The organism is Aquamicrobium sp. NLF2-7 (assembly GCF_022359935.1).
Lineage (GTDB): Bacteria > Pseudomonadota > Alphaproteobacteria > Rhizobiales > Rhizobiaceae > Mesorhizobium > Mesorhizobium lusatiense.
The window spans coordinates 266,125-280,313 of record NZ_JAKSED010000002.1; the positions used below are offsets into that span (position 1 = coordinate 266,125).

Here is a 14,189-nt window from a genome sequence, read left to right on the forward strand (position 1 = left end):
CGCCGGTGTTTTTTAGATCAGCTCATGCTGTGCAGGTGACGACGGACGCAAACTCCCCGGCCGTCACCCGCTATATTCCAAAGTGCCGTCAAACCGTCAGATAGCCTCCGTCGACATTGATTTCCGCGCCAGTGGTGTAGCTGGCAGCGGGAGAGGCCAGATAGAGGATCGCGCCGACGATCTCTTCCGGCTGGGCAACCCGGTTCATCGGAATATGCTGAAGGGCCATCTTGAGTATGGCCGGGTTCTGGACGAGAGCGGCGGCGAACTTCGTATCGGTCGCTCCCGGCAATATGGCGTTGACGCGCACGCCCTGCGGCGCGCACTCCTTGGCGAAAGCCCTGGTCATCGACAAAACCGCGGCCTTGGTGATTGAGTAGATCCCCTGCATGGCGGCCGGAATCGCCCCGTTGACCGAGGCGACGTTGATGATGGAGCCGCCGCCATTCTTCGCCATCAGCTTTGCGCCCAGCGCACACATGAAGAAATAGCCGCGAATATTGACGTCCACCGTCTTCTGGAAGGCCCGCAAATCGGTGTCGACGATCGGCCCGAAATAGGGATTGGTCGCGGCGTTGTTGATGAGGATGTCGAGGCGGCCATGCGCTTTTTCGATCGCCTCGAAGGCTGCCGTGATGTCGTCCATCTCGCCGATGTGGCAGGCGAGGGCGCTTGCCTTGCCACCCTTGGCCCGGATCGCTTCGGCCACTTCCTCGCAGGCCCCTTCCTTGCGGCTTGAAAGGATGACATGCGCGCCATGCGCCGCAAGGATGCCGGCAGCGGCAGCACCGATGCCGCGGCTGGCGCCCGTTACCAGCGCAATTTTTCCGTCGAGATCGAATGTGTTGTTCTGTGCCATGCCAGTCCTCCCTGCTTGCGCTCAGCGATAGGTGATGAGGGAAGCGTCGTTGACCGCTTCCAGATGTGAAACGACATTGAAGGCGGACGCCGTCAGACGCCCGCGGCGGCTCTCCAGTGTGGTAATGCTCGCATTGCGAATGGCCCAGTAGACATCGAGAACCTTGCTGTCTGGTATGGAGAGCGCAGACTGGAGGGCCGAACCGATCGGCCCGCCGGAGGTGAACACGATCACCGAACCATCCGCATCGCAACGGTTTGCGATCCGGGTCAGAACATCGGCGCACCGCGCATTGAAAGCCTGCCAGCTTTCCTTGTAGAGGCCTGCCTGTTCGTCATTGATCCATGCCGTTACGGCATCCGCGAACAGTCTCTGGAAAACCCTGTGCGCGTCCACCCTGCCGGCCAGCAGATTTGCCAGTTCCTCCGGATCTGCGAGATTGGGCGCATAACGGGTGAGCACGTCATGATGATCGAACTCATTGAGCGCCGCATCCTCCTGCAACGGCAGGCTGGCGAGCCCCCATGCCTCCAGACAGGCACGCGCCGTTTCACGGTGACGCTCGAGGGTACCGCAGACCACCGTGCCCGGTGGCTGCCCATACCGTGCCCACCATTGGCCCAGAAGCTGCGACTGGCGAACCCCGACCGGGGAGAGCCGGTCGTAATTCTTCGACCCGAAGCTCGCCTGTCCGTGCCGCACGAGAATGACGCGGCCAGCGTTCATCCGGCATGCCCGTCAGCCGCCAAAGCGGCGAGACAGCGCTTTTCCAGATAGCGGGCAACCTTGCCGAATCCGGCGAACTGCTCGTTCTTCGTCTGTCCCTGCGCATAGCGATAATAGATCTGCTGGACGATCACGGCGAGCCGGAACAGGCCATAGACGAGGTAGAAACGCATGTCCTGCGCACGAAGTCCCGTGCGCTCGCTATAATAAACGATCACCTCGGCGCGCGTCAGCATGCCCGGCAGATGCGTTGGCTGGCGGCGCAGCGCCAGAAAGGTGGGATCGTCATCCGCCTGCACCCAGTAGGCAAGGCTGTTGCCGAGGTCCATCAGCGGATCACCGAGCGTCGCCATCTCCCAGTCCAGCACGCCGATGACTTTCGAGGGTTCTTTCTGATCGAGCACGACATTGTCGAAACGGAAATCATTGTGCACGACACGGATAGCCGTCTCGCCCGCCGGCATATTGGCGGCCAGCCATTGCATCACCGTTTCAAAATCCGCAGAATCCGGCGTGCGCACCTTGCGATAGCGATCGCTCCAGCCCTCGATCTGGCGCCGGACATAACCTTCGCCGCGTCCGAGGCTTTCCAGCCCGGAAGCTGACGGATCGATGCTGTGCAACTCGATCAGGCGATCCACCACCGAAAGGCAAAGGCGGCGCGTCTCATCCGGGGAAAGCGACAGGCCGGCCGGCAGGTCCTGCCGGGGAATGATGCCGCGGATGCGCTCCATCACGAAGAAATCGCAGCCCATCACATCATGATCGTCACAGATCGCCAGCACTTCCGGCACATAAGGGTAGACCGGACGCAGCGCCTGCATGACGCGCGCCTCGCGCATCATGTCATGCGCGCTCTTGGCCTTGTGCCCGAAAGGGGGGCGGCGCAGGATCAGGTCGCGCTCCGGATAGCTCAGCAGATAGGTCAGGTTGGACGCACCACCGGCAAACTGTTTGACCAGCGGTTCGCCACTCAGCGCTGCACCAGCCGCAGTGCCTTTGAGAAAGGCGTCGATGCGGGCGACGTCCAGTTCCTCGCCTTCACGCACGCGCCCCGCCTTGTCGAGCAGCGCATCGCTGGCTTTTTGTGAAGCATCGCTCATCGTTAGCGCCCTTTGCCGATTTCGATGCCGGCGGCAGCAGCCTGCGCCCTGAGTTCGAGCCTGGCGATCAACGCGCGGTGCACCTCGTCGGGTCCGTCGGCAATGCGCAGCGCACGGGCATAGGCGAACAGGCCGGTCAGGCCGTAGTCGTCGCACACGCCGGCCGCGCCATGGATCTGGATCGCGGCATCGACCACGGATTGCGCCACGGCAGGGGCCACGACCTTGATCTGCGAGATCTCGCTCATCGCGCCTTTTACGCCGACTGTATCCATGAGCCAGGCGGCCTTGAGGGTAAGCAGGCGCGCCTGCTCGATGGCGATGCGGGCGTTGGCGATGACATCGACATTGCCGCCCAGAGACGACAATGGCTTGCCGAAGGCGGTGCGTGTCAGCGCCCGCCTGCACAGCAGCTCAAGCGCATGTTCGGCAGCCCCGATGGCGCGCATGCAATGGTGGATGCGCCCCGGCCCAAGCCGGCCCTGCGCGATCTCGAACCCCTTGCCGGGGCCGGCGATGACGTTTTCCAGCGGCACCTCGACATCGGTGAAGCTGACTTCGCCGTGGCCATATGGCTCGTCGAGCGTACCGAAAACCGGCAGCATGCGGCCAATCTCGACGCCTTGCGTGTCAACCGGCACCAGAACCATCGAGTGCCGCGCATGGCGCGGCGCTTCCGGATCGGTCAGGCCCATGAAGATCAGAATGCGGCAGTCCGGATGGCCAATGCCGGTGCTCCACCATTTGCGGCCGTTGAGCACGATGCGGTCGCCCTTCACGATCGCCGTCGCCTCCATGTTGGTGGCGTCGGAAGAGGCGACATCCGGCTCCGTCATGCAGAAGGCGGAACGGATCGAACCGTCGAGAAGCGGCTTCAGCCAGCGCTCCTTCTGCATCGGCGACCCGTATTTGGCCAGCACCTCCATATTGCCGGTGTCGGGCGCATTGCAGTTGAAAATCTCCGGCGCGAACGGGACACGGCCGGTGATTTCAGCCAGCGGCGCATATTCGGCATTGGAAAGACCCGGCCCATATTCGGGTTCCGGCATGAACAGGTTCCACAGACCCTCCGCCTTCGCCCGATCCTTCAGATCCTGCATGACCGGCGGAACATTCCATGGCTGCGCGCCGGTCGTGAGAGTGCGATAATATTCGCCCTCGGAAGGCAGCACATGCCTGTCCATGAACGCTGTCAGGCGCTCGATATAGCCTTTCGCCTTGTCGGAAAAACCAAAATCCATGACGCGCTCACCCTCCACGATACGCTGGGCCAGAACCAGCCTTGCAAACTGTGCGTCAACGTGAGTCAATAAATCAAATGATAGTTCTTCATCCGCTTTCATGAATTTGGTGCATATGAATCGCCTCGATCTCAACCTGTTCGTCATCCTCGAAGCCATCTATTCGGAGGGCAGCATCACCAGGGCCGCCGCGCGTCTGAACCTCACCCAGCCGGCGATCAGCCATGCCCTGCGCCGGCTCCGGCTGACCTTCGATGACCCGCTTTTCATCAGGCAGGGCAACACAATGGTGCCGACGGCGCTGACCCAATCCGTCATCGCGCCCATCCGCCAGTCCGTACGGACACTGAGCGGAAGCGTGCAGGCGGCTCGGTCCTTCGATCCGGCTGCAACGCAGCGCACCTTCACCATCGGCTGCCGCGACGTTCTGGAGGCGCACCTGTTGCAACCGCTGATGCGCAGGATCGCCAGCGAAGCGCCGGGTGTCAGCATTTCCTCGGTGCGGGTGGATCGCAGCGATCTGGAGACGAGCCTTGCCAAGGGCGAGCTGGATCTGGCGGTCGAGATGCTGGCGCGCGTTTCCGACAGGGTCCATCGCACCGCCATCATCCATGACAGTCTGGTCGTGGTGGGCCGCAGGGATCATCCCGTTCTGGCGGCGGAACCCGATCTGCGCGCCTATCTCGGGCAGGAGCACATCGTGGTGTCGTCACGGCGGCGGGGCATGAGCCTTGAGGATGTCGAGCTCGCCCGCATCGGTCACCAGCGCCGGATAGCCCTGCGCTGCCAGCAATATTTCGCGGCTTCGATGCTGGTCGCCGAAACGGACCTGTTGCTGACCATGCCAGAGCGCTATGCGCGGATCGTCAATCGCGGCCTGCCAACCCGCATCGTGCCGTTTCCGGTCGCGGTGCCGCCGGTCGCGGTCTATCTGTACTGGCATGAAAATGCCGATCCCGACCCCGCGAACCGCTGGCTGCGAAACCTGATTTCCGAAATCGCAGCGGGCCCTGAAGCGGGCTTCGACTGAAACCGCGCCGACAAGCATCGTTCGGCTATGTGAGCCCCGAACCGCCTGCCTGCCTGCAAAACAATCAGTCCATGTTTCGCGACGTCTCTGCGGCGCGTTCGAAATGGATCATGAGCCGGGCTTTCAGCGCGCTGCCGATCCCCACCTTGTCGATTGCCCGCTCCATGCAGCGCAGCCACAGGTCGCGCATGTCAGGGTCGATCGGCACATGCTCGTGAATTTCCTTCAGGCGCGAATGACCGTGCTTCTGCACATAGCGGCTCGGCCCGCCGAAGAAACCGGAAAGATAGTTGAACTGCTCTTCGCGGGAGTGGGACACCCCGTGTCCCCTCAGATGCAGAAGGTGCAGTTCCCGGGCGTCCTCGTCCTGCTCGATGATGTCGTAGAAGGTTTCCACGAGGGCCCGCACACCCTCTTCCTCGCCAAGCTCCCTGTAGAGCGTGTGCAGTTTCGCTGTCGCGTCGTGCATCGATGCAACTCCTTTCGGCGCTGCAGGCGGGACATCAGGCATCATCCCGGCACAGATCATGTGCCGGGATGCGTTGCGATCCCGCCAGCGGTGTTCCGCTCGCCGTAGCTGTCAGTCGGGACCGAAACCCGGAGAGGTCGGCTGCCCGTCGTCATATTTCGACAGCCATTCCACGGTCGTCGGGCGATAGCGCACGAGGCCCTTGTATTCAGCCAGCTCGTCCGGCAGGTCGCGCAGCACGCGGTGGAAACGGCGCGCCCATTTTGGCGAGCTGACCAGCTCCTCCATCTTAATGAGATAGCAGCGGATCGGGAACAGGAGCGCATTGGAGCGCGGCAGGCGGAAGAACATCTGCACCTCGACGCGCAGATGGACCTTGTGCCCGACATTCTCCGGCGTGACGGTGGTGCGGTCGGTGCCCCATTTGTGATAGTTCTCCGGGCTGGTATCGAGCCGCGGATTGATGGTCATCGTCCAGTTGAAGCGGCGCGCGGGCTGGCCCTGCTGGATGGCCATCAGGAATTTCAGCGCCCGGTTGAAGACGCCCATTTCATGCGCAAGCGGAACCGGCGCATGCCATTCGAAGAAATTCATGCCAATGTCGAAATCGAGCGACCAGTCGGCCTGCGTCGTCACCATGCCGGCATCCATCCACAGATTGCCGTCACGCTGGTCGAGCACGGCAAAGTCACCCTGGCTCTGCCGCGTTATGTATTCCAGCGGACCGTAGGGCAGGGTGGAGGTATCGCCGAAGGTAAAGCGGTCATCGATGCCGAGGGGCCGGTTGATCCAGTGCCACTTGTCGCCATCCCGGGTCAGCGAGAAGAGATCGGGATAGCTCTTTGCCTTCTCGGTCATGAGTAGTTCGAGCGTGTCCCATCCGGCGAGGGTCATGTGGGGCAGGGACTGACAGCGCAGCGGATCTTCCGCCAGCACCATGGCACGGTCCCGCATCTCGGAAATGTAGTGTTCGTCGACATCGAAGAGATGCTCGAACACCGTGTTTTTCGGGCCCGGCACATGTGGCTCGATATTGACCGAATACATGTAACCGTCCTCGTGGAAGGGGAACGGAAAACGCCTGATTTGTTCAGGGCTGTTCTTGAAAGAAAAATCGTTGCGAAAGGTTTCCTGTCTGAAGTTAATACCCATGGTCTCCTCCTGCGGGTATGTCGCCTACCGTTCGAGAACGAGCGACCTGCCTTCGAAACGTGACACGCACGGCATGATCTTGCAGCCCGAGCGGCGGTCTTCCTCGCTCAGCCAGTGATCGTTGTGCAGGAACTTGCCGTCATGCGAAATCACATTGGTCTCGCACTGGCCGCAGACACCGCCCCGGCACAGATAAGGTGGATCGATGCCGGCAGCCTCGATCGCTTCCAGCAGGCTTTCGTGCTCACCGACGCGAATGTCGATGCCGCTGAGCGCCAGCGTGACATCGAACGGCTTGCCGGGCTGGGGTGCAGCGAAATGCTCGTAATGCACCGTCTCCCCGGGCCATCCCAGCCCCGCTGCCGTGGCTCGCACCCAGTCGATCATCCCTTCCGGTCCGCACACATAAAGATGCGTGCCCAGCGGCTGGGTGGCCAGAACCCGCTCCAGCTCGAAGGTTTCCTGCAGATCGCTGCGGTAGAGGTTCACCTTCCGGTCATAGCGTTGGCGCAGGAAATCGGCATAGCTGCCGACCCCGTCGTTGCGGAAACAATAGTGCAGCTCGAAATTCCCGCCTTCGGCCGCAAGCTGCGCCGTCTGGGCCAGAAACGGCGTGATGCCGATGCCGCCGGCGATCATGAGATGCTTGCGCGCCCGCAGATCAAGCGAGAACAGGTTAACAGGACTGCTGATGACCATGCGCTGGCCGGGTTCGACCCGGCTGTGCATGAACAGCGAACCTCCGCGCCCGGCATCATCACGCCGCACGCTGATCGTGTAGTCGCGTGTGTCGAGCGGCGAACTCATCAGCGAGTAGGGGTTCAGCCGGGTACGCTCCTCGTCCCGCATTTCGACGACGATATGGGCTCCGCCGGAAAATGTCGGCAGAAGGCCGCCATCGGTCCGCCGGAAATGGAAGCGCTTCACCAGTTCGTTGACGGTGACGATATCCGTCACCACGGCTTCTATTCTGTTGGCACCTGCTTTCAACGGAACACCTCCTCTGCCGGTGGGATCTCGCTCGGGTCCTCCGCATTGATGCACACGCCCTGAAAGGCGGCGAGGCGTCGTGAATAGTGATCGCGCACGAGCAGGAGCAGGTCACAGTGAGAGCATCTGACCGGCTGGGTGGTCACGTTCTCGGTGATGCCCTTGCAATGAACGCATTGCACGCGGCGCGCCATGGAGCCGCGCAACTCCGTCTGGATCGAGCTGTGCTCGATCCCGGCCTCGGCTGCAATCCGGCTGACCTGCCCGATCAGGCTTTCAGTCCCAGTCAGGTAGAGCCGCAGGCCCATATGGGCATTTTCTAAGATGTGCCGAAGGCGCTGCGTGGCCGCCGCGACAGACGGCCCGCGATAGAGACGGCCCGGAACCAGTACCTCCAGGCCGGCCACATATTTGTCTCCGGCGGCGCCGGGTATGTACATGATTTCGGCGGAGGCGAAAAAATCCGGGCTCGCCTGCTTCGCCATGTCGAGGATCGCGGACGCACCTTCGGCGTCCGCAATGAAGAGATGATGTGTTCCGGCCTGCGCTGAAAGTTTTCCGTAGACCGGGCGACTGAGAAGAGTCATGACCGGTACGCTGTCCAACGTCCTATCCCTTCGCGGTCCGCTTCAGCTTCTTCGGATCATCGAACGGCAGGGGCTGAGCCTGCGCCTTCACTGTGCCGGAAGCATTGTGAACCTCAAGATCGGTCCCGGCAACGGCGCAGTCCACATCGAGGCGCGCGATCGCCATGGATTTCTTCACCAGCGGCGAATACATGGCGCAGGTGACGACACCGACCTTCTTGCCGTTGCGGTAGATTTCCGCCCCTTCGTCCGCCGCCTTGTCGCTGGCGACCTCAAGCCCGAAGATCTTGAAGCGCTCCTTGCCCTTCAGCCGATAATGCTCCTCCGCACCGCGGAAGCCGGTCTTGCCGGGGCTGACGGTGAAGTCGAGGCCCAGTTCCCACAGCGTATCGCCGGGGCCTTCGTTCTCGAAAGGATATTTCTGCGAATTGTCGTAGGGATAGAAGAGCAGGTAGCTTTCCACGCGCAGCATGTCGAGCGTGGTGAAGCGACAGGGGATGATCCCCATTTCCTTGCCTTCCTCCACGATGCGATCCCAGATCGCGGGTGCATCCTGCCCGCGGCAGAAGATTTCATAACCGCGTTCGCCGGTATAGCCGGTACGCGAGATCATGACCGGGAAACCGAACAGCTGCGTCTGCGTATGATGGAAGTAATTGAGGTCGCGGATGCCCGGAACGTGCTTGGCCAGATAGTCGACCGCGATGGGCCCCTGCAATGAAAGATTGTGGAGATTGTCGTCGAAGCGCACGGACACGTCACGACCGATGGAGGCGCGCGTCAGCTCCTCATGGCCCGTTCCCGCGCCATGCACCACCATCCAGGAATTCGGCGCCAGACGGTAGATCACGCAGTCGTCGGTGAACTTGCCGGCATCGTTGAGCATACAGGCATAGACGGACCGGCCCGGCTGGATCTTCTCGACGTTTCTCGTGGTGGCGAGGTCAATCACATGAGCAGCGTGGGCACCGGTGATATGCACCTTCTTGAGGCCGGATACGTCCATGATGCCGGCCCTGGTGCGGATTGCCGTATATTCCGCATCAGGGTCGCCGTCATAGCTCCAGGCGGTGCCCATGCCGCTCCAGTCCTCAAGCTGCGAGCCGAGAGCCCGGTGCCGGTCGGCCACAGTAGAAAAGCGCCAAGATGCCGTCATTCGATTCCTCCACATTCTGATGCCGTTGCGGGTTTTCCCGACTGTCCGGCAGTCCCTCGGCAGCGGTCTCCGCCGCTTCCGAGCATTGAACCACATTGCTCTGACGATGCAATACTCTTATTCAATTTATTTTACTGGCAGGCGAATCCTCCGTGCCACTTCCTGCTTGCCTGCTCTCAGCTGAGCCCTTCGATATCGCCATTATCGTTGAGATAGATGTTTTCGGATGATGGCTTTGAGGGGAGGCCGGGCATGGTCATGATCTCGCCGCAGATGGCCACGACGAAGCCGGCGCCGGCCGAGAGGCGAACCTCGCGCACCGGAACGCTGTGGCCCGTCGGCGCCCCGCGCAGGTTCGGATCGGTCGAGAACGAATACTGCGTCTTGGCCATGCACACCGGCAGATGGCCGTAGCCCTGCGCCTCCCACTGCTTCAGCTGGTCGCGCACGCTCTTGTCGGCGGTCGCCTCCGAGCCGCGATAGATGCGCTTGACGATGGTGTCGATCTTGTCGAACAGCCCAAGCTCGTCGGGATAGAGCGGCGCGAACTGCGCCGCGCCCGATTCAGCAAGCTGAACCACCTTGTGCGCCAGCTCCTCGATGCCGGCCGAGCCCTGTGCCCAGTGCCGGCACAGGATCGCCTCCTCGCCCATCGAGGCGACATAATCCTTCACTGCCTGGATCTCGGCCTCGGTGTCGGAATGGAAATGGTTGATGCCCACCACCGCCGGCACCCCGAACTGCTTCACGTTCTCGATGTGGCGGCCGAGATTGGCGCAGCCCTTCTTTACCGCCTCGACATTCTCCGCGCCGAGGTCTTCCTTCTTCACCCCGCCATTCATCTTCAGCGCCCGCACCGTGGCCACGATCACGGCGGCCGCCGGCTTCAGGCCGGCCTTGCGGCACTTGATGTCGAAGAACTTCTCTGCGCCGAGATCGGCGCCGAAGCCGGCTTCCGTCACCACATAGTCGGCGAGCTTCAGTGCGGTGGAGGTCGCCATCACCGAGTTGCAGCCATGGGCGATGTTGGCGAAGGGGCCGCCATGCACGAAGGCGGGGTTGTTCTCCAGCGTCTGCACCAGATTGGGCTGGATGGCATCCTTGAGCAGCACCGCCATCGGCCGGTGCGCCTTGAGGTCACGGGCGAAGACCGGGGTCTTGTCGCGGCGGTAGGCGATGATGATGTCGCCCAGCCGCTGTTCCAGATCCTTCAGGTCGCGCGCCAGGCACAGGATGGCCATGACTTCCGAGGCCACGGTGATGTCGAAGCCGGCCTCGCGCGGATAGCCGTTGGCCACGCCCCCCAGCGACACCACGATCTGGCGCAGCGCCCGGTCGTTCATGTCCATGACGCGCCGCCAGGCGACGCGGCGGGTGTCGATGGCAAGCTCGTTGCCCCAGTAGATGTGGTTGTCGATCAGCGCCGACAGAAGGTTGTGGGCCGAGGTGATGGCGTGGAAGTCGCCGGTGAAGTGCAGGTTCATGTCGTCCATCGGCACGACCTGCGCATAGCCGCCGCCGGCGGCCCCGCCCTTCATGCCGAAGTTCGGACCCAGCGATGCCTCGCGGATGCACACCACCGCCTTCTTGCCGATGCGATTGAGCCCGTCGCCCAGACCCACCGTGGTCGTGGTCTTGCCTTCGCCGGCCGGCGTCGGGTTGATCGCCGTCACCAGGATCAGCCTGCCGTTCTCCTTATCCTGCACCGACTTGATGAACGAAGCCGAGACCTTCGCCTTGTCGTGCCCATAGGGAAGAAGATCGTCAGACGGTATCCCGATCTTCGCACCAACCTCCTGGATCGGCTTCTTCGACGCTCCACGCGCAATCTCAATGTCGCTTTTAACTTCGGCCATTTTTTCCTCGATTGTCATATCTGGGTCTGAGCAGGTCGATGCAGGTAACAGAAAGTCTAGAAACGGGGCGGCGTGCGCCCGGCCGCGCGGCAGGCGGAAACCAGCGTGTTGGCCATGAGCATGGCGATCGTCATCGGACCGACGCCGCCGGGCACAGGCGTGATCGCCCCGGCACGGCGTTCCGCTTCCGCGTAGGCAACATCGCCCACAAGCCGCTGCTTACCTTCGCCTTTTTCAGGTGCAGGAATGCGGTTGATGCCGACATCGATCACAGTGGCGCCTTCCTTGACCCAGTCGCCCCTGATCATCTCGGGCCGGCCGACGGCGGCGACGAGAATGTCGGCAGTGCGGCACAGGGCCGGAAGATCATGGGTGCGGGAATGGGCGACCGTGACGGTGCAGTTCGCGGCAAGCAAAAGGTTTGCCATCGGCTTGCCGACAATGTTGGAGCGGCCGACGACCACGGCATTCAGACCGGAAAGATCCCGGCCGCGAACCCGCTCGATAAGCACCATGGAACCGGCCGGCGTACAGGGCACGAAAGCGGTTTCCGCAGCACCGGCGCCCAGCTTGCCGACATTCACATAGGTAAAGCCGTCAACGTCCTTTTCCGGCGCGATCGCCTGAATGACGGCGCCGGAATCGATCTGTTCGGGCAGGGGAAGCTGAACCAGAATGCCGTGAATCTCCGGATCCGCATTCAGGCCGGCGATCAGCGCCAGAAGATCGGCCTGCGAGGTTTCGGCAGGCAGCGTGTGCTGCACGGAGTGAAATCCGCAATCCTTCGCCTTGCGGGATTTGGAGGCGACATAGACCTGACTGGCGGGGTCCTCGCCGACAATCACCACCGCCAGCCCCGGTGTCACGCCCGCTTCAGCCCTGAGAAGTTCCGCCGCTTTCTGGACCGTCGCGACAACGTCTTCGGCCACAAGCTTACCATCTATGACGGTGGTCATATTCTGCACTTTCCCCTTTGAGCTCTGTTGGCTCTTGTCCTGTTTACCGACATGGGGCAGCGCCCTTGTCGGCTCCGGAACTAATTGATTATGTTCCGGAACCATAACAGCGGCTTCAAGCGGCCGTCAACTACAAAGCAAGAAAATTTCATATAAAGAATATTAAGCCCTGATGTCTTTTTCGCATCCCCACAAGCCATCGCGGACGGGAAGGCGAGGACAGACAAGCCGCCCAACCCCTTCAGCACAAGAAGAAGCCGGCACGAGGCCGGCTTCTGTGCGCATGCGGAAGCATCGGATCAGATGACGAAGATCCAGTTGGCGACGAGAACCACGGCGAGGCCGGCAGCGAGCGTGAGATAGGGAAGAATGCCCGCCTTGCGCACCTTCAGGTCTTCCTGGGTGATACCGAGATCATCCAGCATATGGGTCGGGAATCGCCCGCCGTCCTGAATGTAGTGCCGGTAGCAGAACACAGGGATGATGAGCGCCGCGGCGATCAGCCCTGCCCATAGCGCCCACGGATTCCAGACTTTCGCGCCCGCGCCCATGAACATGGCGTTGACGTAGGAAAGCAGGCACCCGACGGCGATGAGGATGGTCGGCGCGCGCCATGGGCGCCTGATATGGCCATTGTCGATGCGGTGAATCCAGCCGGCATTCAGGTTGAGGAAGTTGAAGATGATGTAGCCGCAGTTCGACACGGCGAGGATGAAGAAGAAGCTTTCGGCATCCGCGCAGGCGATGGCCAGAATGCCGAGATTGAAGATCAGGTCTGTCCACATCGCCCGCGTCGGCGCGCCATGCTCGTTGACGTGGGAGAGGTAGCGCGGCAGCCAGCCATCCACCGCCCCCTGATAGAGGGTGCGCGAAGAACCGGCCATCGCCGTGTTGATGGCCAGCATCAGCGCCAGGATCATCAGCATGATCATGATCGTGGTGACGAAGCCTGAACCGCCCACCATCTGCGCCATCGCCTGCCCGACGCCCGAACCATCAGCTATCGACGGCGACAGCATACCCTCCAGCCCGAGCACGCCCTGAAAGGTAAAGGGCACCAGCGTGTAGAGCAGCAGGCACAGCAGGCCCGAATAGAGGATGGCCCGCACCGTGTCCCGGCCGGGGTTCTTGAACTCGCTGGTGAAGCAGATCGATGTTTCGAACGCATAGGCCGACCAGGCAGCAATGAACATGCCGCCGAACACAAGCGTCCAGCCGGCGATGTTCCACGCGCCGGGTTCAGGCGAATAGGCCTCGGCCAGCGGCACGAAGGGCGTGTAGTTGTCCCAGTTGATCTGCCCGGTGAGGATCGGCACGATGCCGACGATCAGCATGGGAACGATGACGGCGAGGCCGATGAACTTCTGGACATTGGCCGTGCTGAGAATGCCGCGATGCTGGATCGCGAAAGTCACCAGCATGAGGATGACGCCGATGACGAACACGGCATTCATGGAAAACTGCACCGGCCCCAGAGAGCCGCTGTAGATCGTCCAGTCGCGGATTGCCGGCGTGGCTGCAGACGTCAGCGCCGCAATGGCCTCGGCGGCCGTCGCGCCCGCATTGGCCGGCTCTGCAAGCCATGCCAGAACCTGTGGCGAGGTTTCCGTGAAAGATGGGATCGGTGCCAGAACGTTGAGGATGTAGGCAGCCGCGATCGAGCAGCCCAGTGACAGCACCGGCGTCCACGCCAGCCAGTTGCACCACACCGACAGAGGCGCGATGAATTTGGAGTAGCGCAGCCATGCCGTCGCGCCATAGACCGAAGCGCCGCCCGACTTGCTGGGGAAAAGACCCGCGATCTCGGCATAGGTGCAGGCCTGAATGAGACCAAAGGACACCGACACCATCCAGATGACGAAGGCCGGCGTGCCGACCGTGCCGGAAATGCCACCGATGGAGAAAAGCACGAGGGCAGGCACGCCGCTGGCGACCCAGAACGCTCCGCGCCAGTCGATTGTCCGGTGAAGCTGACCCGCCTCCACGGGCCCGGATTGAGCTAATACTGTCATTGAGAAGATCCCCTTCGTTATTGAACGGGCGACACAGCCGGCGGCATTTCCG

General features: G+C 62.0%; 13 protein-coding genes. 1 reads left to right on the forward strand and 12 read right to left on the reverse strand.

Annotated features, from left to right (window positions below; translation table 11 throughout):
* Positions 1 to 88: 88 nt before the first annotated feature.
* The 4 genes from MIC97_RS18095 to MIC97_RS18110 are packed head-to-tail and all read right to left on the reverse strand — an operon-like array spanning position 89 to position 3,929.
* A complete protein-coding gene (locus MIC97_RS18095) occupies positions 89 to 859 on the reverse strand; it encodes an SDR family oxidoreductase (RefSeq protein WP_239801380.1) in 771 nt (256 codons plus the stop codon).
* Between the two features lie 21 nt (positions 860 to 880).
* The gene (locus tag MIC97_RS18100; RefSeq protein ID WP_239801381.1) at positions 881 to 1,585 is read right to left on the reverse strand and encodes a histidine phosphatase family protein; all 705 of its coding nucleotides are present in this window, start codon (positions 1,583 to 1,585) and stop codon (positions 881 to 883) included.
* Positions 1,582 to 2,688: a phosphotransferase family protein gene (locus tag MIC97_RS18105; protein ID WP_239801382.1), complete on the reverse strand. Its 1,107-nt coding sequence runs from the start codon at positions 2,686 to 2,688 to the stop codon at positions 1,582 to 1,584. The genes MIC97_RS18100 and MIC97_RS18105 overlap by 4 nt, the downstream gene beginning before the upstream one ends.
* 2 nt (positions 2,689 to 2,690) lie before the next feature.
* Positions 2,691 to 3,929 (reverse strand): acyl-CoA dehydrogenase family protein, encoded by a 1,239-nt coding sequence (locus MIC97_RS18110; protein ID WP_239801484.1) that lies wholly within the window; start codon positions 3,927 to 3,929, stop codon positions 2,691 to 2,693.
* Between the two features lie 115 nt (positions 3,930 to 4,044).
* On the opposite strand from MIC97_RS18110, the gene MIC97_RS18115 reads away from it, so the two are divergent.
* On the forward strand, positions 4,045 to 4,959 hold the full coding sequence (locus MIC97_RS18115) for a LysR family transcriptional regulator (RefSeq protein ID WP_239801383.1): 915 nt from the start codon (positions 4,045 to 4,047) through the stop codon (positions 4,957 to 4,959).
* A gap of 64 nt (positions 4,960 to 5,023) precedes the next feature.
* Here the strand turns inward: MIC97_RS18115 and MIC97_RS18120 are convergent, their stop codons facing one another.
* The 8 genes from MIC97_RS18120 to MIC97_RS18155 form a co-directional block, all read right to left on the reverse strand.
* Complete coding sequence (locus tag MIC97_RS18120) at positions 5,024 to 5,428, reverse strand: group II truncated hemoglobin (RefSeq protein ID WP_239801384.1); 405 nt, start codon at positions 5,426 to 5,428, stop codon at positions 5,024 to 5,026.
* Positions 5,429 to 5,539: 111 nt separating this feature from the next.
* Positions 5,540 to 6,580 (reverse strand): DUF3445 domain-containing protein, encoded by a 1,041-nt coding sequence (locus tag MIC97_RS18125; RefSeq protein WP_239801385.1) that lies wholly within the window; start codon positions 6,578 to 6,580, stop codon positions 5,540 to 5,542.
* Between the two features lie 24 nt (positions 6,581 to 6,604).
* Positions 6,605 to 7,570 (reverse strand): PDR/VanB family oxidoreductase, encoded by a 966-nt coding sequence (locus tag MIC97_RS18130; RefSeq protein ID WP_239801386.1) that lies wholly within the window; start codon positions 7,568 to 7,570, stop codon positions 6,605 to 6,607.
* Positions 7,567 to 8,157 (reverse strand): dimethylamine monooxygenase subunit DmmA family protein, encoded by a 591-nt coding sequence (locus MIC97_RS18135; RefSeq protein ID WP_239801387.1) that lies wholly within the window; start codon positions 8,155 to 8,157, stop codon positions 7,567 to 7,569. The genes MIC97_RS18130 and MIC97_RS18135 overlap by 4 nt, the downstream gene beginning before the upstream one ends.
* Positions 8,158 to 8,179: 22 nt before the next feature.
* On the reverse strand, positions 8,180 to 9,313 hold the full coding sequence (locus tag MIC97_RS18140) for an aminomethyltransferase family protein (protein WP_239801388.1): 1,134 nt from the start codon (positions 9,311 to 9,313) through the stop codon (positions 8,180 to 8,182).
* 176 nt (positions 9,314 to 9,489) lie between these two features.
* The gene (locus MIC97_RS18145; protein ID WP_239799323.1) at positions 9,490 to 11,169 is read right to left on the reverse strand and encodes a formate--tetrahydrofolate ligase; all 1,680 of its coding nucleotides are present in this window, start codon (positions 11,167 to 11,169) and stop codon (positions 9,490 to 9,492) included.
* Positions 11,170 to 11,225: 56 nt separating this feature from the next.
* Positions 11,226 to 12,125: a bifunctional methylenetetrahydrofolate dehydrogenase/methenyltetrahydrofolate cyclohydrolase FolD gene (folD, locus tag MIC97_RS18150; RefSeq protein ID WP_183832450.1), complete on the reverse strand. Its 900-nt coding sequence runs from the start codon at positions 12,123 to 12,125 to the stop codon at positions 11,226 to 11,228.
* A 299-nt stretch (positions 12,126 to 12,424) separates the two neighbouring features.
* A complete protein-coding gene (locus MIC97_RS18155) occupies positions 12,425 to 14,137 on the reverse strand; it encodes an APC family permease (RefSeq protein WP_239801389.1) in 1,713 nt (570 codons plus the stop codon).
* Positions 14,138 to 14,189: the final 52 nt, after the last annotated feature.

Coding starts and splice junctions, on each gene's coding strand:
- MIC97_RS18095 (WP_239801380.1), bottom strand. CDS start 859: ATGGCACAGAACAACACATTCGATCTCGACGGAAAAATTGCGCTGGTA.
- MIC97_RS18145 (WP_239799323.1), bottom strand. CDS start 11,169: ATGGCCGAAGTTAAAAGCGACATTGAGATTGCGCGTGGAGCGTCGAAG.
- MIC97_RS18120 (WP_239801384.1), bottom strand. CDS start 5,428: ATGCACGACGCGACAGCGAAACTGCACACGCTCTACAGGGAGCTTGGC.
- MIC97_RS18115 (WP_239801383.1), top strand. CDS start 4,045: ATGAATCGCCTCGATCTCAACCTGTTCGTCATCCTCGAAGCCATCTAT.
- MIC97_RS18155 (WP_239801389.1), bottom strand. CDS start 14,137: ATGACAGTATTAGCTCAATCCGGGCCCGTGGAGGCGGGTCAGCTTCAC.
- MIC97_RS18105 (WP_239801382.1), bottom strand. CDS start 2,688: ATGAGCGATGCTTCACAAAAAGCCAGCGATGCGCTGCTCGACAAGGCG.
- folD (WP_183832450.1), bottom strand. CDS start 12,125: ATGACCACCGTCATAGATGGTAAGCTTGTGGCCGAAGACGTTGTCGCG.
- MIC97_RS18110 (WP_239801484.1), bottom strand. CDS start 3,929: ATGGATTTTGGTTTTTCCGACAAGGCGAAAGGCTATATCGAGCGCCTG.
- MIC97_RS18135 (WP_239801387.1), bottom strand. CDS start 8,157: ATGACTCTTCTCAGTCGCCCGGTCTACGGAAAACTTTCAGCGCAGGCC.
- MIC97_RS18125 (WP_239801385.1), bottom strand. CDS start 6,580: ATGGGTATTAACTTCAGACAGGAAACCTTTCGCAACGATTTTTCTTTC.
- MIC97_RS18140 (WP_239801388.1), bottom strand. CDS start 9,313: ATGACGGCATCTTGGCGCTTTTCTACTGTGGCCGACCGGCACCGGGCT.
- MIC97_RS18100 (WP_239801381.1), bottom strand. CDS start 1,585: ATGAACGCTGGCCGCGTCATTCTCGTGCGGCACGGACAGGCGAGCTTC.